The sequence below is a fragment of the Micromonospora sp. NPDC049044 genome (assembly GCF_040649215.1).
Classification (GTDB): Bacteria; Actinomycetota; Actinomycetes; order Mycobacteriales; family Micromonosporaceae; genus Micromonospora.
Genome location: NZ_JBEZFA010000006.1, coordinates 108,305 through 130,268, shown reverse-complemented (window position 1 = coordinate 130,268; position 21,964 = coordinate 108,305). Strand labels below are relative to the sequence as shown.

Here is a 21,964-nt window from a genome sequence, read left to right as displayed (position 1 = left end):
AGCGAGCCGGACCGCGTGCGTCGCATGGCCTGACGGCGCTCACCGCCTCGCCGGGCCGTCGGAACTCTGCTGAGCCGTCGACGTCTCGACGAAGAACCGCCGCAGCGCGTCGGCGACCAGGGTGGGCGCGGTCATCGTCACGAAGTGGGACTGACCGGCCCAGACGACGTATCGGGCCGCCGGGATCGTTCGCGCGAGGGCGTTCATCGTGGTGGGCATCGGCTCCCAGGTGTCCGCGCCGGCGAGCAGCAGGGTCGGCACGGTGATCGAGGACCACCTGGTGATGTCCGTGCTGTCCCCGGCGAGGGCTTCGAGATCGTGCAGCCAGCCGAGCGCCGCCCGCCGCGCCTCGACCGGGTCGGGCGTCCGGCCGCCCGCCGCCGCCGCGAGAGCGGCGACGGTCTCCGCCGGGACCCGGGTCACCTCGTTCAACGCCGCTGCCATCGCCGCGGCGTCGTCGCGCTCGACCGCGGAACGGTAGCGCAGCAGCAGGGGTGCGATCTCCGCTCCGGCGGCGAAGAGCGGCGGCTCGAAGACGGCGAGCGAACGGATGCCGCGCGGATCGGTCGAGGCGGCGTGCAACGCCAGGGTCGCTCCGTAGGAGGCGCCGACCAGGTGGACAGTCCGACCGGTGGGCCGGCGGGCCGCCTCGATAATGGCGAGCAGGTCGGCGGCCTCGACGGTGAAGGATTTGACACCGGGCGGGACGTCGCTGGGGCCGTATCCGCGGCGGGCCGGCAGCCACACCTCGTAGTCGCGGGCGAGCTGGTCGGCGACTGCGGCCCAGGAGTGCAGCCCACCACCCGAGCCGTGCACGAGGACGACGGGGTCGCCGGCACCCAGGCGGCGGAGCACCAGGCGCGTCCCGTCGGGGGACTCGACGTACTGATCGTGGCTGTTCACTGCTGCTCCTGTTTTCCGGTCGGCCAGTTGCCAAGCGTCGTGTGGACCGCGTCGAGGATCGAGCGCCACGACGCGTCGACGGCGCGGGGATGCCCGAAACCGTCGACGGCTTCGAGGCTCGCGAAGCCGTGCAGGGTGCTGCGGACGAACCGCATCGCGTCGGTGAGCGCCGGCTCGTCGAGCCCGTAGCCGCGCAGCATCGCGTAGCTCAACTCGATCAGGCGCAGGTGCCCGGCCGACCTCGTGCCGACCTCCGGCGGGAGTTGGAGCTGTGTCGCCGCGTACTGCCCCGGGTGTGCCGCGGCGAACGCGCGCCAGGCGTCGGCGAACCCGACGAGAGCCTGCTGGCCCGCTCGCCCGGCCACGGCGATGGCGAGGCGGTCGGCGAACGCGGTCGCCGCCCGGACCGCGACGTGCTCGATCAACGCGTCGCGACTGCGGACGTGCACGTACAGCGCGGCGTCCGAGACACCGAAGTGCCGGGCGACGGCAGCGACGGTCAACCGGGACAGGCCGACCGAGTCCGCCAACTCGGCAGCGGCGGCCGAAACGCGCGTGCTGGTCAGTCCCTGTCGTGGCACACCACACCTTTGTTCCACTAGGAATAAACTTAGGAGTCCTAAGATAGCACTCCGATCCGGCTGGTCCGCAGCAGCCGGCGTGAACGGCCCGATCTGGGGAAGACCGGCTCTTTCCCCGCCGAACAGGAGGCCCGGGATGCGAGCCGTCGTCTACGCCGACGTCCGGACCGTCGCCGTGCGGGAGGTGCCCGACGCGACCCTGGAGGCGGAGACCGACGCCCTCGTGCGGATCACCTCCACCGCGCTGTGCGGCACCGACCTGCACATGTACGACGGGCGGACCGGCGCCAGCCCCGGGCTCGTGCTCGGCCACGAACCACTGGGCGTGGTGCAGGAGGTGGGCCGGGCGGTGCAGACCGTGCGGCCGGGCACCCGGGTGGTGATCCCCACGCACCTCTTCTGCGGGACGTGTGTGATGTGCGCCCGAGGGCTCTCGGCGGCCTGTCTGCGGGCGCGGGCGGAGGGGCCGGGTGCCGCGTACGGGTACGCCGGGATGGGCCCCTATCGGGGTGCCCAGGCCGACCTGCTGCGCGTGCCGTGGGCCGACGCCAACTGCGTGCCCCTGCCGGGTGAGCCGGGGGACGGGTACGAGGACGACTTCGTACTGCTTGCCGACGCGTTCGTCACGGGGTGGCACGCCGCCGCCGCCCTCGCCGAAGTCGGGCCCGGGGACACGGTGGCCGTCTTCGGCGCCGGCACCATCGGCCTGCTCGGCGCCTACTCGGCGCTGCTGCGGGGTGCCCGGGTCGTCTACTGCGTCGACGGCGTCGAGGCTCGGCTCGACAAGGCCGGGGAGATCGGCGCCGTACCTGTCGATTTCCGCCGGGGGGACCCGGTCGAGCAGATCCGCGCGGACCGGGCCCGGGTGGGGCTGCCGCTCGGTGAGGAGAAGTTGGGTGGCGTCGACAAGGTGATCGACGCGGTGGGGTTCCAGGCCCGCGACCGGGAACACCCGGAGCGGGAACGCCCGGACCAGGTCATCGCCGACGCCGCCCGGCTTGTCAATCCCACCGGCGCGATAGCGGTCGCGGGCGTCTATCCGGAGCGGGACCCGCGTCCCGGACCGGGCGCGGACGCCCACGAGGATCTCGTCGCGCCCTGGGGGACGCTGTTCGCCAAGGGCGTCGCCGTCCGGTTCGGCCGCACCCACGACCGCCGCTACACGGTGCTGCTGCGCGACCTGGTCGTCGCCGGTCGTGCGCGGCCCAGCGTCGTGGTGACCCACCACGGCACCCTGGCCGACGCCCCGGAGTTCTACCGTCGCTTCGACCGCCGGGACGACGGGGTGATCAAGGTGGTGCTGCGCCCGGCGTGACCGGACGCACCGCCGGCCCCGATCCTCCCTCAAGGGTCGTTGAGCCTCGGGTCCACCTCCTGGTGACGGGCCCGGCGGGGATGATTGCCGCCGATCGCGGTGTTGTCTTCCATTTGACAACGTTGCCACCGACAGGCGAAGGTGCCCTGAGTGGCTGCGGAGGCGGCCGTGACGGGCGAATACTGTGTTTCGTCTATATTGCCGGATTGTTACTTTTTCAACAGCCTCCCGCCTTGCGGATGGCCCTCCGGCCGCAATACGTTGCCGTCAACAACAAAACCAAGTGAAGGTTCAACCTTCCGGAGGCAACCGATGACGTTGGCGAGGTGGTACGAGCGATGAGCAACGTGCCGACCCTCCTTGAGATGCGCTCTATCACCAAGGAGTTCCCCGGAGTCAAGGCCCTCTCCGACGTCAACCTGGTGGTGCGCGCCGGTGAGATCCATGCCATCTGCGGCGAGAACGGTGCGGGCAAGTCCACGCTGATGAAGGTCCTCAGCGGGGTCTACCCGTACGGCAGCTACGACGGCCAGATCGTCTACCAGGGTTCGGAGAGCAAGTTCTCCGACATCCGGGCCAGCGAGAACGCCGGAATCGTGATCATCCACCAGGAGCTCGCGCTCATCCCCGGCATGTCGATCGCGGAGAACATCTTCCTCGGCAACGAACCGCGTAAGCGGGGCGCGATCGACTGGAAGGCCGCGAACCGGATGGCGCTGGACCTGATGGCCCGGGTCGGCCTGGAGGAAGACCCGGACACCCTGATCAAGGACATCGGTGTCGGCAAGCAGCAGCTCGTGGAGATCGCCAAGGCGTTCGCCAAGGACGTGAAGCTGCTCATCCTGGACGAGCCGACGGCCGCGCTGAACGAGGCGGACTCCCGGCACCTGCTGGACCTGCTGCGCGGCTTCCGCTCCCGCGGCATCACCTCGATCATGATCTCGCACAAGCTGAACGAGATCGAGGCGATCGCCGACCAGATCACCATCCTGCGCGACGGCCGGACCGTGGAGACCCTCGACGTCAAGGCGGACGGGGTCGACGAGGACCGGATCGTGCGGGGCATGGTCGGCCGTGAGCTGAGCAGTCGCTTCCCGGACCACACCCCGAAGATCGGTGAGGTCTTCTTCGAGGTCCGCGACTGGAACGTCCGGCACCCGATCTCCGCCGACCGTCAGGTCTGCAAGAACGAGAGCTTCGTGGTGCGCCGCGGCGAGATCGTCGGCTTCGCCGGCCTGATGGGCGCGGGCCGCACCGAACTCGCGATGAGTGTCTTCGGCCGCTCCTACGGGGTGTACGAGTCGGGCACCATCATCAAGGACGGCAAGGAGATCGTCCTGAAGTCGGTCGCGGACGCGATCGACAACGGGCTCGCGTACGTCAGCGAGGACCGCAAGGCGCTCGGCCTCAACCTGCTCGACGACATCAAGACGTCGACGGTGGCCGCCAAGCTGTCCAAGATCACGCACCACGGCGTGCTGAACGAGGTCGAGGAGTACCAGGCGGCCGAGGCGTACCGCAAGGAGTTGCGGACCAAGGCCCCGACGGTCGACGAGGGTGTCTCCAAGCTCTCCGGCGGCAACCAGCAGAAGGTCGTCCTGGCCAAGTGGATGTTCACCGACCCGGACCTGCTGATCCTCGACGAGCCGACACGCGGCATCGACGTGGGCGCCAAGTACGAGATCTACGGCATCATCCAGCGGCTCGCCGACCAGGGGAAGGGCGTCGTCGTCATCTCCTCGGAGCTGCCTGAGCTGATCGGGCTCTGCGACCGCATCTACACCGTGTTCGAGGGCGCCATCACGGGCGAGATCGCTCGGGCGGACGCCACTCCGGAAAACCTCATGAAGCAGATGACCTCGACGAAGAAGTTGGCCACCCGATGAGTCGTATCAAGGATCTTCAGAAGAACCTGTTTGGAGGTACGACCTCCAACGCCCGCCAGTTCGGGATGATCTTCACCCTGGTGGCGATCGTCCTGATCTTCCAGGTCTGGACCAACGGGCTGACGCTGCGGTCGGACAACCTGATCGCGCTGTTCCAGCAGAACTCCTACATCCTGATCCTGGCCATCGGCATGCTCATGGTGATCGTCGCCGGGCACATCGACCTCTCGGTCGGCTCGGTCGCGGCATTCACCGGCATCCTGGTCGCCAAGTCGATGACCGAGTGGGATCTGCCCTGGCCCGCCGCCATCGTGTTCGGTCTCGCCATCGGCGCGGTGATCGGCGCCTGGCAGGGCTTCTGGGTGGCGTACATCGGGGTACCGGCGTTCATCGTGACCCTGGCCGGCATGCTGCTGTTCCGCGGTGGCAACCAGTTCATCGGCAACGCGCAGAGCATTCCGGTGCCGGAGGGCTTCCGCGAGATCGGCTCGGGCTTCCTGCCCGAGTTCGGCCCGAACACCGGCTACAACAACGCCACGCTGCTGCTCGGCCTGGCCGCGGCGGTGGCCGTGGTGTGGCGCGAGATCCAGGCCCGCAACACCCGGCGGGCCATGGACGCCGACCCGGCGCCCATGTGGATCTCGATCCTGCGGATGGCCGTCATGGTCGGCGTGATCGCCTTCGCGGCGCTGCGCTTCGCCAGCGGTCGCGTCGGCACCAGCTTCCCGATCTCCGGCATCATCCTGGTGGCGCTGGTCATCGCGTACTCCTTCTACACCCGCAACACGGCCGGCGGCCGGCACATCTACGCGGTGGGCGGCAACTCCCGGGCGGCCGAGTTGTCCGGCGTGAAGCTCAAGCGGGTCAACTTCTTCGTCATGATGAACATGTCCGTCCTGGCCGCGCTGGCCGGCATGATCTTCGTGGCCCGCTCGCAGGCGTCCGGCCCGCAGGACGGCAACGGCTGGGAACTGGACGCCATCGCCGCGGTCTTCATCGGCGGCGCGGCGGTCGCCGGCGGCATCGGCACCATCAGCGGCTCGATCGTCGGCGGTCTCGTCATGGCCGTGCTCAACAACGGCCTCCAGCTGCAAGGCGTGGGCACCGACAAGGTCCAGATCATCAAGGGTCTGGTCCTGCTGCTGGCCGTCGCGATCGATGTCTACAACAAGAGCCAGGGGCGGTTCTCCATTATCGGGAGCCTGATGCGGCCATTCCGCCGCGACGACTCCGCCACGCCCGCCTCACCGCCGGACGCGGAGCGCAAGCCCGCCAAGGCAGCGGTGTCCGGCTGACGGTCACCGACCCCACCACCCCGCTACACATCCAGAAAGGCAAGTCCTCACCATGCGTAAATTCTTCGGCACGTCGGTGGTCGCCATCAGCGCCGCCGCCATGCTGGCCCTCGCCGGCTGCGGTTCCGGCCGTGACGGCGACTCCGGCTCCAGCGGCGACGCCGCCAAGGGCTTCGCGGCCAACTCCCTGATCGGTGTGGCCCTCCCGGCCAAGACCTCGGAGAACTGGGTCCTCGCCGGTGACCTGTTCACCAACGGCCTCAAGGAGGCCGGTTTCCAGGCTGACGTGCAGTACGCCGGCGCGTCGACCACCGTCGCCGACCAGCAGGCGCAGATCACCGCCATGACCACCAAGGGCGCCAAGGTCATCGTCATCGGCGCGACCGACGCCGCGCAGCTGGCGACCCAGGTCGCCGCGGCGCACGCCGCCGGTGCCAAGGTGATCGCGTACGACCGGCTGATCACCAACACGCCAGACCTCGACTACTACGTCGCGTTCGACAACTTCAAGGTCGGCCAGCTCCAGGGCCAGGCCCTGCTGGACGGCATGAAGGCCAAGAAGCCGAACGGCCCGTACAACATCGAGCTGTTCTCCGGCTCGCCGGACGACAACAACGCGGGCGTCTTCTTCAACGGCGCGATGGACGTGCTCAAGCCGGAGATCGACAAGGGCAACGTCGTCGTCGCCTCGGGTCAGAAGGACGTCAAGCAGACCGCCATCCAGGGCTGGAAGGCCGAGGGTGCGCAGGCCCGCATGGACCAGCTGCTGACCTCGACCTACGGCAACAAGGAGCTGGACGGCGTCCTCTCCCCGAACGACACGCTGGCCCGCGCCATCCTGACCTCGGTCAAGGGTGCCGGCAAGCCGATCCCGGTCGTCACCGGTCAGGACTCCGAGGTCGAGTCGGTCAAGTCGATCGTCAAGGGTGAGCAGTACATGACGATCAACAAGGACACCCGCAACCTGGTGAAGGAGACCATCAACATGGTCAAGGCTCTCCAGGCCGGTGACAAGCCGCAGGTGAACGACACCGAGTCGTACAACAACGGCAGCAAGGTCGTCGACACGTTCCTGCTCCCGCCGGTCGCCGTCACCAAGGCGAACGTGGTCGAGGCGTACGCCTCCGACCCGAAGCTCGCGCCGCTCACCAAGTAATCACCGCAGGTAGGTAGCAACGCCGATGGGTCCCGGGTCTCCTCTTCCGGGACCCATCGTCGTCCTGACAGTTCCGTACCACCCGGCGCCGATCCGGAAGGAGGTCTGACCGTGGCAACACCCGTCCGGTCCAGGCCTGCCGGCGTCGGCCGCCACACCGAACCCCCGCTGCCGTCGGTCCCCGGTGCCAGCCAGGAGGAGATCCGGCGGCAGAACCTCGGCGCGGTACTGCGCTACGTCCATGTGCACGGGCCGACGTCCCGGGCCGAACTGACCAGCCGGCTCGGCCTCAACCGGAGCACCATCGGCGCCCTCGCGGCCGACCTGGTCGCCAGCGGCCTGGTCACCGAGGAGGCACCGACCACCGTCCGCCGCGCCGGCCGACCCTCCCTGGTGGTCAGTCCCCGCTTCGACCGGGTGTACGCGCACGCGTTGAGCATCGACGCGGACCGGCTACGCGCCGCTCGGGTCGGCCTCGGCGGGCAGATCCTCGACCGGCGGGAGATCCCGCGACCCCGCGGCCTGTCGGCGGTCGACGCCGTCGGACCCCTCGCCGACCTGGTCCGGGACATGGAACGGTCGGTGACCACCGACGCGCTGCTTGTCGGCGGCGCCGCCGCGGTCACCGACACCACCCGTGACCCGGACGGCCGGATCCGGATCGCCAGCCTCGACGAGACGCTCGGGGTCGCACTCGAGGCGGAGTTCCGCGGCGGCCCCGGGTTCGTGGCCGGTGACCTGGCCGACATCGCCGGCCTGGCCGAGCACGTCCGCGGCGTGGCGGTGGGCACCGACGACGTCATCTATTTGCACGGCGACCTCGGCATCAGCGCCGGCATCATCGTCGGCGGCCGAATGATGATCGGCCACCGCGGGCACAGCGGCAAGGTCGGCCACATGGTCGTCAACCCGAACGGCCTGCCCTGCGGCTGCGGCTCCCGCGGCTGTTGGGAGACCGAGATCTCCGAAGCGGCGTTGTTGCGGCACGCGGGCCGCGATCCGAGCGACCGCGCGGCGGTGGCCGAGGTGCTGCGCGCGGCGGCGGACGGCGACCGCACCGCCCGTGCCGCCGTCGAGCAGGTCGCCGGGTGGCTCGGCTTCGGCGTGGCCAACCTGGTGAACGTGGTCAACCCGGACGCCGTGGTGTTCGGGGGGTCGCTTCGCGACATCTTCACCGCCGGGGCCGACGTGGTCCGCGAGCGGCTGGCCACCATGCCGCTGCCGGCCTCCCGTGAGCACCTACGGCTGCGCGCGGCGGCCCTCGGCGGCGACGCCGTCCTGATCGGTGCCGCCGAGCTGGCGTTCGACAAACTCCTTGTCGACCCGCTCAACGTCGGCGTCGTCGGCCAGGCCGCGAGCACCGAGCCCGCGTAGCCGCGACGCCACGTCAGGGAGCCAACACCTCCTCCACCACGCTGCTCCCACTGCCCGCCCGGGACTCCCACGACCAGGTCTCGTGCAGCCGGACCCGGCCGTCGGGCAGCACCGAAACCTCCGAGACGCAGTGCCCCGACGACGTCTGACCGTCGGTGTTGAGCTGGACGTACCGGAAGTCCAGTCGGTCGCCCGTACGGGTGCCGACCAGGTGGCCGCGTCGGATGGACCCGCCGGCGTACTCGGCCCACACCTCGCCGGCCCGTTCGTGGTACGCGAACACGGTCAGCGTGCCCACCTCGCCGGCCACCACGTCCGTCACGGACCGGAAACGCCGACCGTCCAAGGAGATCGTCATCTGCCGAACCTAGACGAGACAGCGTTCCCGTATCGCCTACCGTATGTTGTACGGTAGCGGCGGTTTGGTGCCTGCGGGAGGGAAGCACTGTGACGACGAGAGACGACGCGATAGTGGTCGAAGGGCTGCGGAAGCGATATCGGGATCGCTATGCGCTGGACGGCTTCGACCTGCGGGTGCGGCAGGGCACGGTGTGCGGCCTGCTCGGCCCGAACGGGGCCGGCAAGACCACCTCGGTACGGATCCTGTCCACCCTGCTACGACTGGACGAGGGCCGCGCCGAGGTCGCCGGGTACGACGTGACCCGCCACCCCGACCAGGTTCGGTACCGCATCGGGCTGGTGGGGCAGAATCCCGCGCTCGACGAGGCACTGAGCGGCCGGCAGAACCTCGTGCTCTTCGGCCGGCTGTTCCACCTCGGTCGCCGCCGGGCCCGGCAGCGGGCGGGCGAGCTGCTGGAACGCTTCGGTCTCGCCGACGCAGCGGACCGGCCGGTCAGCACGTACTCGGGGGGCATGCGCCGTCGGCTCGACCTGGCCGCCGGCATGATCCTGGCTCCCGCGGTCCTCTTCCTCGACGAACCCACCACCGGGCTGGACCCGCGTGGCCGCAACGAGGTGTGGGAGTCGGTCCGGGAGTTGGTGCGCGCCGGCACCACAGTGCTGCTCACCACGCAGCAGCTGGACGAGGCCGACCAGCTCGCCGACCGGATCTCGGTGGTCGAGGCCGGCCGGGTGATCGCCGAGGGGACTCCGGAGGACCTCAAGACCCAGCTCGGCGGCGATCGGATCGAGGTGGTCGTCGCGGACCAGGCCGATCTCGCCACCGCTGTCGCCCAGGTGCGCCGGGTGACCGACCGCGAGCCGACGGTCGACGTGGACCGGCGGATGGTGAGCGTCCGGGTCGGTCACCAGGCCGGTGCGCTCGTTGACGTGTTGCGGGCGCTCGACGCCGGGAACGTCCCGGTGGCGGACGTCGCGCTGCGCCGTCCCACCCTGGACGACGTGTTCCTGCACCTCACCGGGCACCGGACCCGGACGGCCGAGGAGGTGGCGGCATGAGCGCGACGAGCATGCCGGCCCCGGCGGTGGACCTGACGCCCGGCCGGCCCACCCTCCTGACCGACAGCGGCACCCTGATCTGGCGCGGCCTGGTCCGGTGGCAACGTGATCCTGGCCCGCTGATCGCCTCGCTCGGCTTCAACATCCTGATCGTGCTGATGTTCGCCTACCTGTTCGGTGGCGCGTTGCAGGTGCCCGGCGGCGGCAGCTACCGGGAGTTCCTGATGCCCGGCATGTACGTGATGACCATGGTGTTCGGCATCAGCCTCACCACGATCGCCGTCGCCGAGGACCTGGAGCGCGGGGTGACCGACCGGCTCCGGTCGATGCCCGTCTCACCGCTGGCCCCGCTGGTGGCCCGGGCCGTCGCCGACATGCTGTTCGCAGTGGTCACCCTCGCGGTCCTGTTGTTGACCGGTCTCGCGATCGGCTGGCGGGCGCATGGTGGGGTCGGTGCCACGCTCGCGGCGGTGGGACTGATCCTGCTGCTGCGCTTCGCCCTGGTCTGGGTCGGCATCTTCCTCGGGCTGGTCACCCGCGGGCAGACGGCCGTGGTGGCCGTGCAGACCCTGGAGTTTCCGCTCGGATTCCTCTCCAACGCGTTCGTCGCACCGTCCACAATGCCCGCGTGGCTCGGTGCGGTGGCCGCCTGGAACCCGCTGTCGGCGACCGTCGGCACGGCCCGCGAACTGTTCGGCAACCCCGGTTGGGGTGGTGACTCCTGGGCGGCGCAGCACTACCCGTGGCTGGCGGTGCTCTGGCCGGTCGTCCTGGTCGCGGTCTTCCTGCCACTCTCGGTCGTCCACTACCGGCGGCTGGCCCGCTGACCCGCTCGACGACCGCGCCCCCGGTGGTCGAGCCACCGGGGGCGCGGGTCCGTCAGCCGGCCGGCCGGAGCACCCGGCCGGGGCCGGCGGCGTTGTCGGCGGCGGCCTGGCTGCGCTGCGTCCCGGTGACGCAGACGTCGTCGCCGATGAACGCCTCGCGCCACACGTAGCCGGCGACGCAGGTGTGCGGCCCGTACGGTCCGCTGACCCAGCGGCTCGCGGCGACCGCGTTGTCCGCAAGCACCTGGGAGCGGGTCGTGCCGCTGACGCAGACGTAGTCGGACTGGTCGGCGTCGCGCCAGACGTACCCGCTGACGCAGGTGTTCGGGCCGGACACCAGTCGGGCCGGGTTGCGCCGGGACGCGGCGGCGGCGTTGTCGGCGGCGGCCTGGCTGCGCTGCGTCCCGGTGACGCAGACGTCGTCCCCGGCGTACGCCTCGCGCCACACGTAGCCGGCGACGCAGGTGTGCGGGCCGTACGGGCCGTTCACCCAGCGGCTCGCCGCGGCGGCGTTGTCCGCCCACACCTGGCTGCGGGTCGCGCCCGTGACACAGACGAGGTCGCCGGCTCGGGCCTCGCGCCAGACGTACCCCTGGAGGCAGCGGTTGACCACGTCGGTTGTCACTGTCACCGACGCGGCGTTGCCGGAGAGCCAGTTCACGCCGATCTGCACGCCGTTGGCGTTGAGTGACTGGGCCGGCCCACCGCCGGGTCCGGTGCGCAGCAGGGTGGGAGTGCCGTTGCGGACCTCGTGCAGCAGCACCGTGTCGGCGGGGATGGCGGCGCTCCAGCCGGTCTTCCGGCGGAACTCGACTGTGTAGTAGTGGAACAGGTCTGCCGGGTCGAACGGGATGCGGATCAGTTGCGGGCCGCTCGCGGCGGGCACCTCAAGCGGGGCCAGGGTGAGGGCGCGCGAGCCGACGCCGTCGGCGGCCATGGTGAAGATCCGGTTCTTCGGCAGCCAGCCCAGCTCGTCGCGGTGCGGCCCGTTGAGCCCGACGGCACTGGTGCCGTAGTTGGCGGTGTTGAACGCGTAGATGTGCATGGCGCTCATCTCGTCCCACGGGTCGTCGTACTCGCCCGGTTGGGACCACGACGCGTTCTGGTAGGTGGTGTCGTTGGAGAACGAGTGGCCCAGGTTGTAGCCGTGCAGCATCTCGTGCGCGGCGAAGCCGACGTTCCACGCACCCGGGTCGAGCAGCACCCGGCCGCCGGCCGCGCCGGAATCCACCCAGTCGTTGAGCATGACCGCGATCCGGTTGCCGGCGGGCACCGCGTAGCCGGCCGCCGCCGCCGTGTCCACGCAGCGCTGGGTCCGGGTCCACCTGTCGATCGACTGGAACTGCGCCAGGGTGTACGGCATCGGGTACCAGCCCCGGACCACCGAGCCGGCAAGCGAGACCCGACCGCCGGACTGGTCGGCGAGATAGTCCGCCACGCCACCGGTGCCGACCCCGGCCGCGGTGAGGAAGTTGGCGAAGTGCGACGGCGGTTGTGGCTCCGCCGGCTTGTCGCTGAACTTGCACAGCAGCACCGACCAGGCTGTCGCGTTGCGGATCGGGCTGGCCGTCGCCGGGGCGGCCGGCAACGCCACAGCGCCCAGCACGGCGCAGCCGAGCGCCACGGCCGACGCGGCGATCCGACGGAGGATTCTGGACTTCACGCGCGCTCCCATCCCTGTGGCCCGGCCAACCCGGGCCCGGAGCCCACATCGGAGCACTGAGGGTGACTGAAGAGGCACGTTGAGTCGCGTTGGCGACGGGCCGGAATCCGACTCGGCCGGCCGGGGGAGCGGGTCGGGTGCTCGCCGAGGCCCCCGCGCCCCGACGAGCACCCGTCGTCCCGACTACGCGATCCGACGGACCCGACGCACGGCGAGGTAGAGCAGGAGCAGGGCCAGGGCGACGAAGATGCCCGTCTCGATCCCCTGGAACAGCCAGAACCGGTCCCCCGGCTGGTAGAGCTGCCAGTTGTACGCGCCCGGCTCGAGCCCCAGCTCGGCCCCGCAGGCCCGACCGCCCGGTCCCTTGCCGCCCACCGGACACTGGATCCGGGCTCCCTCAGCCATCATCGTGCCGTCGGGGTTACGGATGCCCTGGGCGAGGATCCAGTCACCCCGGCTGACCACAGGTGGCCCGTCCCCCTCGATCGAGAAGGTCTGGGTGCGCGCCGGCTGGTAGTGCGGTCGGGCCAGCAGCTCCACCGCCGTCCGGACGCCGATGTAGCCGGCGAGGGTGATGCCCATGGCGGGCAGCATCCGCTTCCAGACGGTGCCGGCGAAGATGCCCAGCGCCACCGCGAACAGCGTGTAACCGATCGGGGCGATGCCCTGCAGGTCGAAGACGATCATGCCGAACCGGCCCTCGTGCGCGGCCGCGTTGAGCGGGTCGACCCACCAGGAGACGCCCAGCCCGTAGACCGCCGCGAGGGCCAGGACGCCCGCTCCGATGAGCCCGAACTTCACCAGCGCCCAGCGGTTGCGCCCGACACCCTGGGTCCAGACGAACCGGTGGGTGCCCTGTTCCACCTCGCGGGAGACCAGTGGCGCGCCCCAGAAGACGCCGACGAGCACCGGCAGGGCGATCAGCAGTACGGCCACCAGGTTGAGGCTGTCGTACCTGTCGCCGAAGCGCTGGAAGCCCGCGTCGCAGGTCTCCCGGGTCGCCTCTGCCACGTCGGCGCGGGCGAGCTGCTTGGCGCAGTCGACCAACCCGAGGTCGGCGAAGGTGTGCCGCATCGTGATGCCGATCGGCACCAGTAGAGCGGCGAGCGCCGCGAGCCCGAGCAGGGTGTAGAACGCCTGCTTGCGGTGTTGCCGCCAGGTCAACCAGATCATGCCGCCACTCCCCACTCGCTGTGACTGGTCTGCGTGGTGCCGTCGGCCAGGTAGGCGAGCACGACGTCCTCCAGGCTCACGTCGCGGACCGTCCAGGCCGGGTCGGTGACCGGGCCGTCGGTGCGGACCAGCAGCGTGGACTGCCGGTCGGTGTGGCTGGCCCGGACCACGGCGGCGACGCCCCCGATGACGCCGCCGTCGTGGCGGGGGCCGACCAGTTGGCGATGCTCGCTGACCAGATCGTCGACGGCGCCGGTGAGCTGCACCCGGGCGGAGTTGAGCACGATCAGGTAGTCGCAGACCCGTTCCAGGTCGGCAAGCAGGTGTGAGGAGAGCAGGACCGTGGTGCCGGATTCCGCGACGCTGCCCATCAGCGACTGGAGGAACTCCCGCCGGGCCAGCGGGTCGAGGCTGGCCACCGGCTCGTCGAGCAGCAGCAGCCGGGGCTGCTTGGCCAGCGCGAGGGCGAGTGCCACCTGGGCCCGTTGGCCGCCGGAGAGCTTGCCGACCGGCTTGTCCGGGGGGATGCCGAGCTGCGCCAGCCGTTGGCGGGCCAACGCCGCGTCCCACCGCTTGTTCAGCTTGCCGCCGGCGACCACCAGCTCGGCGGCGGTGAAGTCCCGGTACAGCGGGGTGTCCTGGGCGACGAAGCCGATGTCGGCCAGGCCCTCGGTGTCGCCGTACGGGGATCTGCCGAAAACGCCCACCGAGCCCTCGTCCGGCTTGAGCAGGCCGACGGCCAGGTGCAGCAGCGTGCTCTTGCCCGCGCCGTTCGGCCCGACCAACGCGGCGATCCGGCCGGCCGGCAACTGCAGCGAGCAGTCCCGCAACGCCCAGGTGCTGCCGTACCGCTTGCCCAGCCGGTCGGTCGCTAAGACCATGTCCATTCTCTGTCCTCTCGATCCGGCTGCGCCCACGGCTTCGTGGCGGCGCAGCCCTTGCTTCGGTGCCTGCTGGTTCGCTCGCTGCGCATGCTCAGGCGGGCTCCTTCTGCGGGGCGTCGTCGGCCAGCGTGGCGCGCAGCGTGGTCTCCACCAGGGCGATGACGTCCTCGGCCGAGAGGCCCGCGGTCTGCGCGCGGTGCAACCAGGCGACCAGGTCCTCGCGTAGCTCGGCCTGGTTGGGCAGGGACGCGCCGGCCAGGGTGCGCTGGACGAACGTGCCCACCCCGGGTCGGCCCCCGACCAGACCCTCGATCTCCAACTCCCGGTACGCCTTCAGCACCGTGTTCGGGTTGATCGCCAGTGACTGCGCGACGTCCCGGACCTTCGGCAACTGGTCGCCCGGCGTCAGCAGACCGACCCGCAGCGCCTGCTTCACCTGCTGCACGAGCTGCATGTAGGTGTTCACCTTCGACCGGCTGTCCAACACGAACTCGATCACTCGTGATGATCCTTCCTGTTGTCCTACGACAGTAGGACTAGTAGACAGCTTCATCACCGAACTGCCCGCTGTCAAGGCCGGCGCGGCGCGTCCTGCCCGGCACGGTGTGGCCCTGGCGACTGCCCGGCGGCTCGACCGTGGTGGCACCGGTAGGCCACGAACTGGCACCGGGGGGTCAGTCGCTCGGGAAGGAACCGGCAGCAATCCAGGTGGAAGGGGGAGGATGCGATGGTCACCAACGACCTGGCGACGCCGAGAGCGACTCCACTACAGAAGGCCCGCGCCCGGGGGCGGGTACGCGGGCGGCTGATCCTGCTCGGTCCGGCTTTCGTCGCCGCCGTCGCCTACGTCGACCCCGGCAACTTCGCCACCAACTCCGCCGCTGGCGCCCGCTACGGCTACCTGCTGGTGTGGGTCGTGGTGGTGGCCAACCTGATGGCGATGCTGGTGCAGACCCTCACCGCCAAGCTGGGTCTGGCCACCGGGCGCAGCCTGCCCGAGCTGTGCCGGGAGCGGCTGCCCCGACCGCTGAACCGGCTGATGTGGGTGCAGGCCGAACTTGTCGCCATGGCCACCGACCTGGCCGAGGTGATCGGTGGCGCGGTCGCCCTCTACCTGCTCTTCGGCATCCCGCTGCTGCCCGGCGGGCTCATCATCGGCACGGCCGCGTTCGCCGTGCTCGCGCTGCGCTCACGCGGGTACCGCGCCTTCGAGATCACCATCGCCGTACTGCTCGGTGTGATCGTCCTGGCCTTCGCCGCGAATCTGCTCGCCTCCGGCTCCGACCCCGGCTCCGCGATGGGCGGCCTGGTGCCTCGGCTCCAGGGCACCGACAGCGTCCTGCTGGCCGCCGGCATCCTCGGTGCCACCGTCATGCCGCACGTCATCTACGTGCACTCTGCGCTGACCCGCGACCGAATCCCCGCCGCCGACGACTCCGAGCGCCGGATCCTGTTCCGGGGCCAGCGCACCGACGTGCTGCTCGCCCTGAGCGCGGCCGGCGCGGTCAACCTCGCCATGCTGCTGATCGCCGCTGCGAGCTTCCGTGGCGGCGGCCCGGGTGGCGCGGACAGCCTGGAGGGAGTGCACGCCGGGCTCGGCCAGACCATCGGCACCGCCGCGGCGTTCGGGTTCGCCGTCGCGCTGCTGGTCTCCGGGCTGGCCTCCACGAGCGTCGGCACCTATGCCGGTGAGGTGATCATGCAGGGCTTCCTGCGGCGGCGGGTTCCGTTGCTGCTGCGCCGGCTGGTCACCCTGTTGCCCGCTCTGGCCGTGCTCGCCATCGGCCTCGACCCCACCCGGGCGCTGGTGCTCTCCCAGGTCATCCTCAGTTTCGGCATCCCGTTCGCGCTGATCCCGGTGGTCGCCTTCACCCGGCGCCGCGACCTGATGGGCAACCTGGTCAACCACCCGCTCACCACCGTCGCCGCGTCCCTGGTAGCCGTCCTGGTGGTCGCGCTCAACGCGTTCCTGCTCTGGCAGGTCACCGCTGGCTGAGCCGGTTGAGCCGGCTTGCGCGTGTGTCGGTCAGCCAGGGGTGCCCGGCGGCAGCGGATGGGTCAGGTTCGGCGACCCTCGTCGCGGGTGGGGATCTCCTGGCGCTGTTCGAGGGCGTCGGCCGGATTGGCGTCGGCCGGCAGCGACGTCACCTCCTCGAGGGCGCCCGCCGGGAGGGCGCCCTGCTCGGCCAGGTCCGCCTCGGACGCTTCGGGGTCGACGTCACCCGACACCCGGTCCGGCGGCCCGTAGTCGACGGCGTTCTGCCGTTGCTCGTGGGCGTCCGCCTCCGGGGGAGGAAACGTGTCGCCCTGATCATCCCGATACGTGCTCATCGGAGCCTCCTGCCCGGCGGGTGTCGACATGCTGCCTACCCGCCAGCACCGCCGTCACGCCCTGAAGTTCTGGCGGCCAGTCCCAGCCCCAGCAGCGCACACACCGCGCCGACCAGGAAGAGCAGCGAGGCGGCCGGCTGGCCGAGCCACTCCCAGTACGGGTGCCAGGCCGGGTGTGACTCGCCGCGCTGGTGGCGCAGCAGCGACGGGACGGCCAGCAGCACCGGCAGCCACCACAGCACCACTGCCACGCCCAACAGGACGCTCACCGCGCTGCCGACTTGTCGTCCCGCGGTGCGGCGACTGGCCCAGCCGAAGACACACCACCCGGCCACCGCGCCCAACAGCGTGCCGAGTGCCCCGGCGGGGACCACCAGCGGCGGTGGCGCGCGTTGCAACTCGACCGCCAGATAGGTGGCGTCGACAGCGGTCTGCGCCGAGATCGAGGCGTTCAGGATGGTGTCGCCCCGTCGAGCGACAAGCGTGGTGTGGGTGATCGCGAGCGGGGTGGCGCAGGTCTTGTCCCCGCAGCTCATGCCCTCGGTCACCCGCGGGTCGTACACCCGCCAGCCGGCACCGGTCAGGCGGTCCCGGGCCACCGCGACGATCTGCTCGGCGGGCACCGGTGGCGCGCCGAGGGCGGCGGCGCCGGTGGCGCTCTCCTGGTATTCACCGCCGTCGCCGAGCACCAGGGTCTTCACGGTGCCCAGTCGCAGCGCGTGCCCGTAGACGACGAAGAGCGCGGGCGGCGTCTCGATCTCGCCGAGGTCGTGGCCGGGGAAGGCCATGGTCAGAATGCTGCTGGCCTCGGCCCGGTCGGGCTGCGCTCGGGAGGTCTCCCAGGCGGCCCGGCTCGCCAACGCGCCGGTGAAGAGACCGCAGACGATCGCGGCGAGCGGCACCCAGGCGACGGCCGTGCCCCTGCTCGGACGGCCCAGGCGGCGGAGCAGCCGCCGTCCGAACGGGCGGGCCGCCGAGGTGCTGGTTCCGGGCATGATCACCCTTCCCGATCGACAACGAGGCGCAGCGACAGTACATCGACCAGAGGGGTGGACGCGTCGCGGCGACTACCACCGTCGGTGGGCCGGATCGGCCAGGATGGGCAGGTGGCCGGGGCGCGGCCGCGACGAGGAGGATGGGCGATGCGGGTACGCGGGCGGTTGACCTGGGGGCGGCGCGCCGGCGCGGGTGCGGCGCTGGCGGCGCTGCTCGCCGGCTCGATGGCGCCGGCCGTCGCGCTGACGCCGGCAGGGGCGGCGGCTGCGACGGCGGCGGCCGGGACGCCGGTGTGCCAGGTGCGCGACGACCGGCTGCGCGAGATCTCCGGCATGGTCGCCACCGACGACGGGTACGTGGTCATCAACGACGGTGCCGACGACGAGGCCCGCCGTCGGATCTTCTTCCTCGACAAGCGCTGCGCGGTGGTCCGGGCGGTGGCCTTCCCGTCCCGCCCCCGCGACACCGAGGATCTGGCCATCGGTCGCGACGGCACCGTCTGGGTCGCCGACATCGGCGACAACGACCACTCCCGGCCGACCATCGCCGTCTGGCGGCTCGCCCCCGGCGCGGACGAGCCGGTGCTGTACCGGATGACCTACCCGGACCGCCCGCACGACGCGGAGGCGTTGCTGCTCGACGCGTCCGATCGGCCGCTTGTCATCACCAAGGGCGGCAGCGGCACCGTCTTCGTCTACGCCCCAACCGCCGCGCTGCGGCCGGGGGCGACGACGCCGCTGGCCTCGGTCGGCCAGGTGACAGTGCCGACGACAAGCACCAGCAACCCGTTCTCATTCCTCGGCCGCGGCGTGATCACCGGGGCGGCGAGCGCCCCGGACGGGCGTCGGGTCGTGCTGCGCAGCTACGCCGACGCCTTCGAGTACGACGTGCCCGACGGCGATGTGGTCCGCGCGCTGACCACCGGCACCGCGCGGATCACCCCGCTGCCGGACGAGCCCCAGGGTGAGTCGGTCACCTACAGTCGCGACGGGCGGTCGCTGCTCACCGTCTCCGAATCCGCCGACCAGCCGGCGGGCACCTGGCCGACCATCCTGCGCTACCCGGTCACCGACGCACCGACCACCGCCGGGCGCCCGACGGGCGCCGCCGCCTCGGCGTTGCCCACCCTCGTCGGTCCGATCGCCGAGGAAACCACCGGACTGGACGGCCGGACCTGGCTGCTGGTGGCCGGCGCCGGCACCCTGGTGGCGCTGCTCGGCCTGGCCGGCGTGCTGCGCTGGCGGCACACGGCACGTCGCTGAACGGACGCGGCAGGTGCGGCAGGATGGTGGGATGTCCGTGCTGTCCACGTTGCGTCACCCGATCATCGCGGCCCCGATGGCGGGTGCTCCGTCCACGCCGGCGCTCGTGGCAGCCGTCTCCGCCGCCGGTGGACTGGGCTTCCTGGCCGCCGGGATGATCGACGCCGAGCGGTTGGCCGCCGACGTCGCGGAGGTTCGCAGCCGCACCGACCGGCCGTTCGGCGTCAACGTCTTCCTGCCCGACCCCGGCGACGTCGACGCCGCCGCCGTTCGGGCGTACGCCGAGCGGCTCGCCCCGCAGGCCGCCGAGCGCGGGGTGAGCCTGGGCGAGCCGGTCGGCGGCGACGACGCGTACCCGGAGAAGATGGCAGCGCTGCTCGCGGACCCGGTCCCGGTGGTGTCCTTCGTGTTCGGGCTGCCGGACCGGGCGGCGGTGCGCGCCCTGCGTGAGCGGGGCACCGAGGTGTGGGCCACCGTCACCCGCCCGGACGCGGCGACGGCCGCCGCCGACCTGGGGTGGACGCGGTGGTGGTGCAGGGCACCGAGGCCGGGGGGCATCGCGGTGGGCTGCCGGACGACGACGACTACGCGCTGTTGCCCCTGCTGCGGCTGGCCGCCTCCCGCTGCGACAGGCCCCTGGTGGCCGCCGGGGGCATCGTCGACGGTCCCGCGCTGGCCGCCGTGCTGGCTGCCGGTGCCGCCGCCGGGCAGCTCGGCACGGCCTTCCTGCGCTGCCCGGAGGCGGGCAGTTCGCCGATGCACCGGGCGGCGGTGGCCGGGGACGCGCCGACCGCGCTGACCCGGGCGTACACCGGGAGGCGGGCCCGGGGCGTGGCAAACGACTTCCTGCGCCAGCACGACGCGTCGGCGCCTACCGGTTATCCCCAGGTGCTGCACCTGACCCGTCCGCTGCTGGCCGCCGCCCGGCGCGACGGTGACGCGTCGGTCGCGAACCTGTGGGCGGGGCAGGCGCACCCCCTCGCGCGGGAGCTGCCGGCAGCCGAGGTGGTCACCGAGGTCAGTGCCGGTGCCCGAGCCGCCCTGGCGGCGGCGGCCGTCGAGTGGTCGGCACGCTGGGACTGACCGGTGGCCTCGACGGGACGGCCGACCGGGAAACCCGTAGAGTCTCGCCGTGATCGAGATCGGTGCGCAGGTCGACGTGTCCCACCCGCCCGACCGGGTCTGGCTCGCACTCACCGATCGGCAGCTGCTCGGACGGTGGTTCGCCGAGGCCGACATGGTCGAGGGCGTAGCGGACCGACTGCTGCTGCACACTGCCGAACTGCCCGGCTTCGAGGCGGACGTCGAGGTCGAGGTGACCGAGCGGCAGGAGGCGGCACTGCTCGTGCTGGCCTGCGATGAGGCCGGCCGGCTCAGTGAACTCACCTGCGCGGTCACGGCCACCAGCCAGGGCTGCCGGCTGGAGGTGCGGGAGGTCACGACGCACGGCGCGTGGTCCGCCGACCAGCACGATCCCCGTGAGCAGCAGCTGCGGCAGGCACTCACCGTACGACTGCCGGCCATTCTCGACTGGCTCGCGTTCCAGCAGGTAGACCTGCACCGCGGCGACGCGGCGATGACCACCGAGCTGCCGCTTGTCGCGCTGGGCGCGTCCGGCCGCCGCCGCCGTCGGCGTCGCACCCTCGCCGCCCTGATCGCCGGGGCCGCGCTGCTGGCGGGGACGGCGGCCTGGATAACCATGCCGCCCGAGTCGACGCCCACCGCCGCACCTGCGTCGACAGACGCGCCCTCGCCGTCCGGCACGGCCGGGCGGGCCGCCGCGACCCCGACGGCGACCCCGCCGGCGCGACCCTCGCGGAGCGCCACCGCGTCGGCGACCTCCCGGCCGAGCCGGACCCCGTCGGCGAAGCCGTCGAGTCCGCTCGCGTCCACTCCGCTACCACCCCCGCCGCCGGCGCCGATGGTGGCCCGCTACCAGACCGGGACCAGCCGACTGTTCGGCTACACGGGCGTGGTCGTTGTCGACAACCCCAGCGGCGTACCGGTTGCGGACTGGGCCGTGGTGGTCACTCTCGGCGACGGCACCACGGTCGACGATGTCGAGGGCGCGAACTGGCGACAGGACGGGCGGTCGATCACCTTCACCGGGGCCGCGGTGGAGCCCGGTGGGTCCCGGACGATCAGCTTCGATGTCCGCGACAGCCGGCCGAAGGCCCGGGAACCGGCGAGCTGCACGATCGGCGGGCAACCCTGCGCGGGCCTCTGACTAGGCTGCCGCCATGGCACTGCTGCACAGGGCGACCCTGCGCCCCACGAAGCTCGACCTGCTGGCGACCTGGCTTCCCGACCGACAGTGGTACGTCGGCTCCGCCGACGTCGAGTTGGTGAGCCGGGGGGCCTACCGCTTCGACGATCCAGCCGGCGAGGTCGGCATCGAGACACTGCTGGTCAGCACCCCCGACGGGCCGGTCCATCAGGTCCCGCTCACCTATCGGGCCGCGCCCCTGGACGGAGCGGACGCCTGGTTGGTGGGCACCACCGAGCATTCGGTGCTCGGCCGACGCTGGGTGTACGACGGCTGCGTCGACCACGTGTACGCCGCGGCGCTCGCCCACGCGGTGCGCACCGGCTCCGGTCAGGCGGAGCAGTACTTCGAGGAGGACGGTAGGCGCGTGGTGCGCGAGCCGATCATGACGATCACCGTCGGCGGTGTCCTGGACGCCGACGCGGGCCCGGTCGGCGCCGTACGCCGGGTGGTCGACGGGGACAGCACGCTGGTCGTCACCGACACCGTCGAACTTGTCGTGGTCCGCCGCCCCGAGGCCGCCGAGGCGGGCGGGGCTGTCCTGAGTGGCAGTTGGCCCGGCCAGCCGGCGAGCGTGCCGCTGGCGTACGTCCGGGCGCGCTGAGCGAGCGGTGGGCGGCCCGATGAGTCGGA

General features: G+C 71.6%; 20 protein-coding genes and 1 pseudogene. 12 read left to right on the top strand and 9 right to left on the bottom strand.

Annotated features, from left to right (window positions below):
• Window positions 1–39 precede the first annotated feature (39 nt).
• The gene (locus AB0B85_RS06860; protein WP_357404364.1) at window positions 40–903 is read right to left on the bottom strand and encodes an alpha/beta hydrolase; all 864 of its coding nucleotides are present in this window, start codon (window positions 901–903) and stop codon (window positions 40–42) included.
• Window positions 900–1,484, bottom strand: coding sequence for a TetR/AcrR family transcriptional regulator (locus AB0B85_RS06855; protein ID WP_357404361.1), 585 nt, complete (start codon window positions 1,482–1,484; stop codon window positions 900–902). The genes AB0B85_RS06860 and AB0B85_RS06855 overlap by 4 nt, the downstream gene beginning before the upstream one ends.
• Window positions 1,485–1,620: 136 nt before the next feature.
• Between AB0B85_RS06855 and AB0B85_RS06850 the strand changes: the two genes are divergently transcribed.
• From AB0B85_RS06850 to AB0B85_RS06830, 5 genes are all read left to right on the top strand, one after another.
• Window positions 1,621–2,799, top strand: a complete 1,179-nt coding sequence (locus AB0B85_RS06850; RefSeq protein WP_357404359.1) for a glutathione-independent formaldehyde dehydrogenase — start codon at window positions 1,621–1,623, stop codon at window positions 2,797–2,799.
• A gap of 338 nt (window positions 2,800–3,137) precedes the next feature.
• Complete coding sequence (mmsA, locus tag AB0B85_RS06845) at window positions 3,138–4,685, top strand: multiple monosaccharide ABC transporter ATP-binding protein (RefSeq protein ID WP_357404357.1); 1,548 nt, start codon at window positions 3,138–3,140, stop codon at window positions 4,683–4,685.
• On the top strand, window positions 4,682–5,980 hold the full coding sequence (mmsB, locus tag AB0B85_RS06840; RefSeq protein WP_357404355.1) for a multiple monosaccharide ABC transporter permease: 1,299 nt from the start codon (window positions 4,682–4,684) through the stop codon (window positions 5,978–5,980). The genes mmsA and mmsB overlap by 4 nt, the downstream gene beginning before the upstream one ends.
• 52 nt (window positions 5,981–6,032) lie before the next feature.
• The gene (locus tag AB0B85_RS06835; RefSeq protein ID WP_357404353.1) at window positions 6,033–7,136 is read left to right on the top strand and encodes a sugar-binding protein; all 1,104 of its coding nucleotides are present in this window, start codon (window positions 6,033–6,035) and stop codon (window positions 7,134–7,136) included.
• Window positions 7,137–7,304: 168 nt separating this feature from the next.
• Window positions 7,305–8,510, top strand: coding sequence for an ROK family transcriptional regulator (locus AB0B85_RS06830; protein WP_357404536.1), 1,206 nt, complete (start codon window positions 7,305–7,307; stop codon window positions 8,508–8,510).
• Window positions 8,511–8,523: 13 nt separating this feature from the next.
• On the opposite strand, the gene AB0B85_RS06825 is transcribed toward AB0B85_RS06830, so the two are convergent.
• Window positions 8,524–8,868: a hypothetical protein gene (locus tag AB0B85_RS06825; protein WP_357404351.1), complete on the bottom strand. Its 345-nt coding sequence runs from the start codon at window positions 8,866–8,868 to the stop codon at window positions 8,524–8,526.
• 89 nt (window positions 8,869–8,957) lie between these two features.
• On the opposite strand from AB0B85_RS06825, the gene AB0B85_RS06820 reads away from it, so the two are divergent.
• Both AB0B85_RS06820 and AB0B85_RS06815 read left to right on the top strand, forming a co-directional pair.
• Entirely contained in the window at window positions 8,958–9,929 is a 972-nt protein-coding gene (locus AB0B85_RS06820) for an ATP-binding cassette domain-containing protein (RefSeq protein WP_357404349.1), read from the top strand.
• Window positions 9,926–10,756 carry an ABC transporter permease gene (locus tag AB0B85_RS06815; protein WP_357404347.1) on the top strand — a complete coding sequence of 277 codons (831 nt, stop codon included), beginning with the start codon at window positions 9,926–9,928 and terminating at the stop codon, window positions 10,754–10,756. The genes AB0B85_RS06820 and AB0B85_RS06815 overlap by 4 nt, the downstream gene beginning before the upstream one ends.
• 52 nt (window positions 10,757–10,808) lie before the next feature.
• Here the strand turns inward: AB0B85_RS06815 and AB0B85_RS06810 are convergent, their stop codons facing one another.
• The 4 genes from AB0B85_RS06810 to AB0B85_RS06795 form a co-directional block, all read right to left on the bottom strand.
• The gene (locus tag AB0B85_RS06810) at window positions 10,809–12,419 is read right to left on the bottom strand and encodes a hypothetical protein (RefSeq protein ID WP_357404345.1); all 1,611 of its coding nucleotides are present in this window, start codon (window positions 12,417–12,419) and stop codon (window positions 10,809–10,811) included.
• A gap of 183 nt (window positions 12,420–12,602) precedes the next feature.
• Window positions 12,603–13,592, bottom strand: a complete 990-nt coding sequence (locus AB0B85_RS06805) for a transporter (protein WP_357404343.1) — start codon at window positions 13,590–13,592, stop codon at window positions 12,603–12,605.
• Window positions 13,589–14,479: an ABC transporter ATP-binding protein gene (locus AB0B85_RS06800; RefSeq protein WP_357404341.1), complete on the bottom strand. Its 891-nt coding sequence runs from the start codon at window positions 14,477–14,479 to the stop codon at window positions 13,589–13,591. Before AB0B85_RS06800 ends, AB0B85_RS06805 begins: the two co-directional genes overlap by 4 nt.
• 88 nt (window positions 14,480–14,567) lie before the next feature.
• Window positions 14,568–14,975: a GntR family transcriptional regulator gene (locus AB0B85_RS06795; protein WP_357246013.1), complete on the bottom strand. Its 408-nt coding sequence runs from the start codon at window positions 14,973–14,975 to the stop codon at window positions 14,568–14,570.
• 228 nt (window positions 14,976–15,203) lie between these two features.
• Here AB0B85_RS06795 and AB0B85_RS06790 point away from each other — a divergent pair, with 228 nt between their 5' ends.
• A complete protein-coding gene (locus tag AB0B85_RS06790; protein ID WP_357404339.1) occupies window positions 15,204–16,472 on the top strand; it encodes an Nramp family divalent metal transporter in 1,269 nt (422 codons plus the stop codon).
• Window positions 16,473–16,534: 62 nt separating this feature from the next.
• Here the strand turns inward: AB0B85_RS06790 and AB0B85_RS06785 are convergent, their stop codons facing one another.
• Together AB0B85_RS06785 and AB0B85_RS06780 are read right to left on the bottom strand one after the other, a co-directional pair.
• Complete coding sequence (locus AB0B85_RS06785) at window positions 16,535–16,807, bottom strand: hypothetical protein (RefSeq protein ID WP_357404337.1); 273 nt, start codon at window positions 16,805–16,807, stop codon at window positions 16,535–16,537.
• Between the two features lie 35 nt (window positions 16,808–16,842).
• Entirely contained in the window at window positions 16,843–17,802 is a 960-nt protein-coding gene (locus AB0B85_RS06780) for a hypothetical protein (RefSeq protein WP_357404335.1), read from the bottom strand.
• Window positions 17,803–17,949: 147 nt separating this feature from the next.
• Here AB0B85_RS06780 and AB0B85_RS06775 point away from each other — a divergent pair, with 147 nt between their 5' ends.
• From AB0B85_RS06775 to AB0B85_RS06760, 4 genes and pseudogenes are all read left to right on the top strand, one after another.
• Window positions 17,950–19,065, top strand: coding sequence for a hypothetical protein (locus tag AB0B85_RS06775; protein ID WP_357404333.1), 1,116 nt, complete (start codon window positions 17,950–17,952; stop codon window positions 19,063–19,065).
• 31 nt (window positions 19,066–19,096) lie between these two features.
• A pseudogene (locus AB0B85_RS06770) lies at window positions 19,097–20,148 on the top strand (nitronate monooxygenase).
• 49 nt (window positions 20,149–20,197) lie between these two features.
• On the top strand, window positions 20,198–21,292 hold the full coding sequence (locus tag AB0B85_RS06765; RefSeq protein ID WP_357404331.1) for an SRPBCC domain-containing protein: 1,095 nt from the start codon (window positions 20,198–20,200) through the stop codon (window positions 21,290–21,292).
• A 13-nt stretch (window positions 21,293–21,305) separates the two neighbouring features.
• Window positions 21,306–21,935, top strand: a complete 630-nt coding sequence (locus AB0B85_RS06760; RefSeq protein ID WP_357404329.1) for a hypothetical protein — start codon at window positions 21,306–21,308, stop codon at window positions 21,933–21,935.
• Window positions 21,936–21,964: the final 29 nt, after the last annotated feature.

Excerpts from the sequence above, each read along its gene's own strand:
- AB0B85_RS06780 (WP_357404335.1), bottom strand. The coding sequence starts at position 17,802 with ATGCCCGGAACCAGCACCTCGGCGGCCCGCCCGTTCGGACGGCGGCTG.
- AB0B85_RS06815 (WP_357404347.1), top strand. The coding sequence starts at position 9,926 with ATGAGCGCGACGAGCATGCCGGCCCCGGCGGTGGACCTGACGCCCGGC.
- AB0B85_RS06825 (WP_357404351.1), bottom strand. The coding sequence starts at position 8,868 with ATGACGATCTCCTTGGACGGTCGGCGTTTCCGGTCCGTGACGGACGTG.
- AB0B85_RS06835 (WP_357404353.1), top strand. The coding sequence starts at position 6,033 with ATGCGTAAATTCTTCGGCACGTCGGTGGTCGCCATCAGCGCCGCCGCC.
- mmsA (WP_357404357.1), top strand. The coding sequence starts at position 3,138 with ATGAGCAACGTGCCGACCCTCCTTGAGATGCGCTCTATCACCAAGGAG.
- AB0B85_RS06790 (WP_357404339.1), top strand. The coding sequence starts at position 15,204 with ATGGTCACCAACGACCTGGCGACGCCGAGAGCGACTCCACTACAGAAG.
- AB0B85_RS06800 (WP_357404341.1), bottom strand. The coding sequence starts at position 14,479 with ATGGACATGGTCTTAGCGACCGACCGGCTGGGCAAGCGGTACGGCAGC.
- AB0B85_RS06805 (WP_357404343.1), bottom strand. The coding sequence starts at position 13,592 with ATGATCTGGTTGACCTGGCGGCAACACCGCAAGCAGGCGTTCTACACC.
- AB0B85_RS06850 (WP_357404359.1), top strand. The coding sequence starts at position 1,621 with ATGCGAGCCGTCGTCTACGCCGACGTCCGGACCGTCGCCGTGCGGGAG.
- AB0B85_RS06760 (WP_357404329.1), top strand. The coding sequence starts at position 21,306 with ATGGCACTGCTGCACAGGGCGACCCTGCGCCCCACGAAGCTCGACCTG.
- AB0B85_RS06775 (WP_357404333.1), top strand. The coding sequence starts at position 17,950 with ATGCGGGTACGCGGGCGGTTGACCTGGGGGCGGCGCGCCGGCGCGGGT.
- AB0B85_RS06785 (WP_357404337.1), bottom strand. The coding sequence starts at position 16,807 with ATGAGCACGTATCGGGATGATCAGGGCGACACGTTTCCTCCCCCGGAG.
- mmsB (WP_357404355.1), top strand. The coding sequence starts at position 4,682 with ATGAGTCGTATCAAGGATCTTCAGAAGAACCTGTTTGGAGGTACGACC.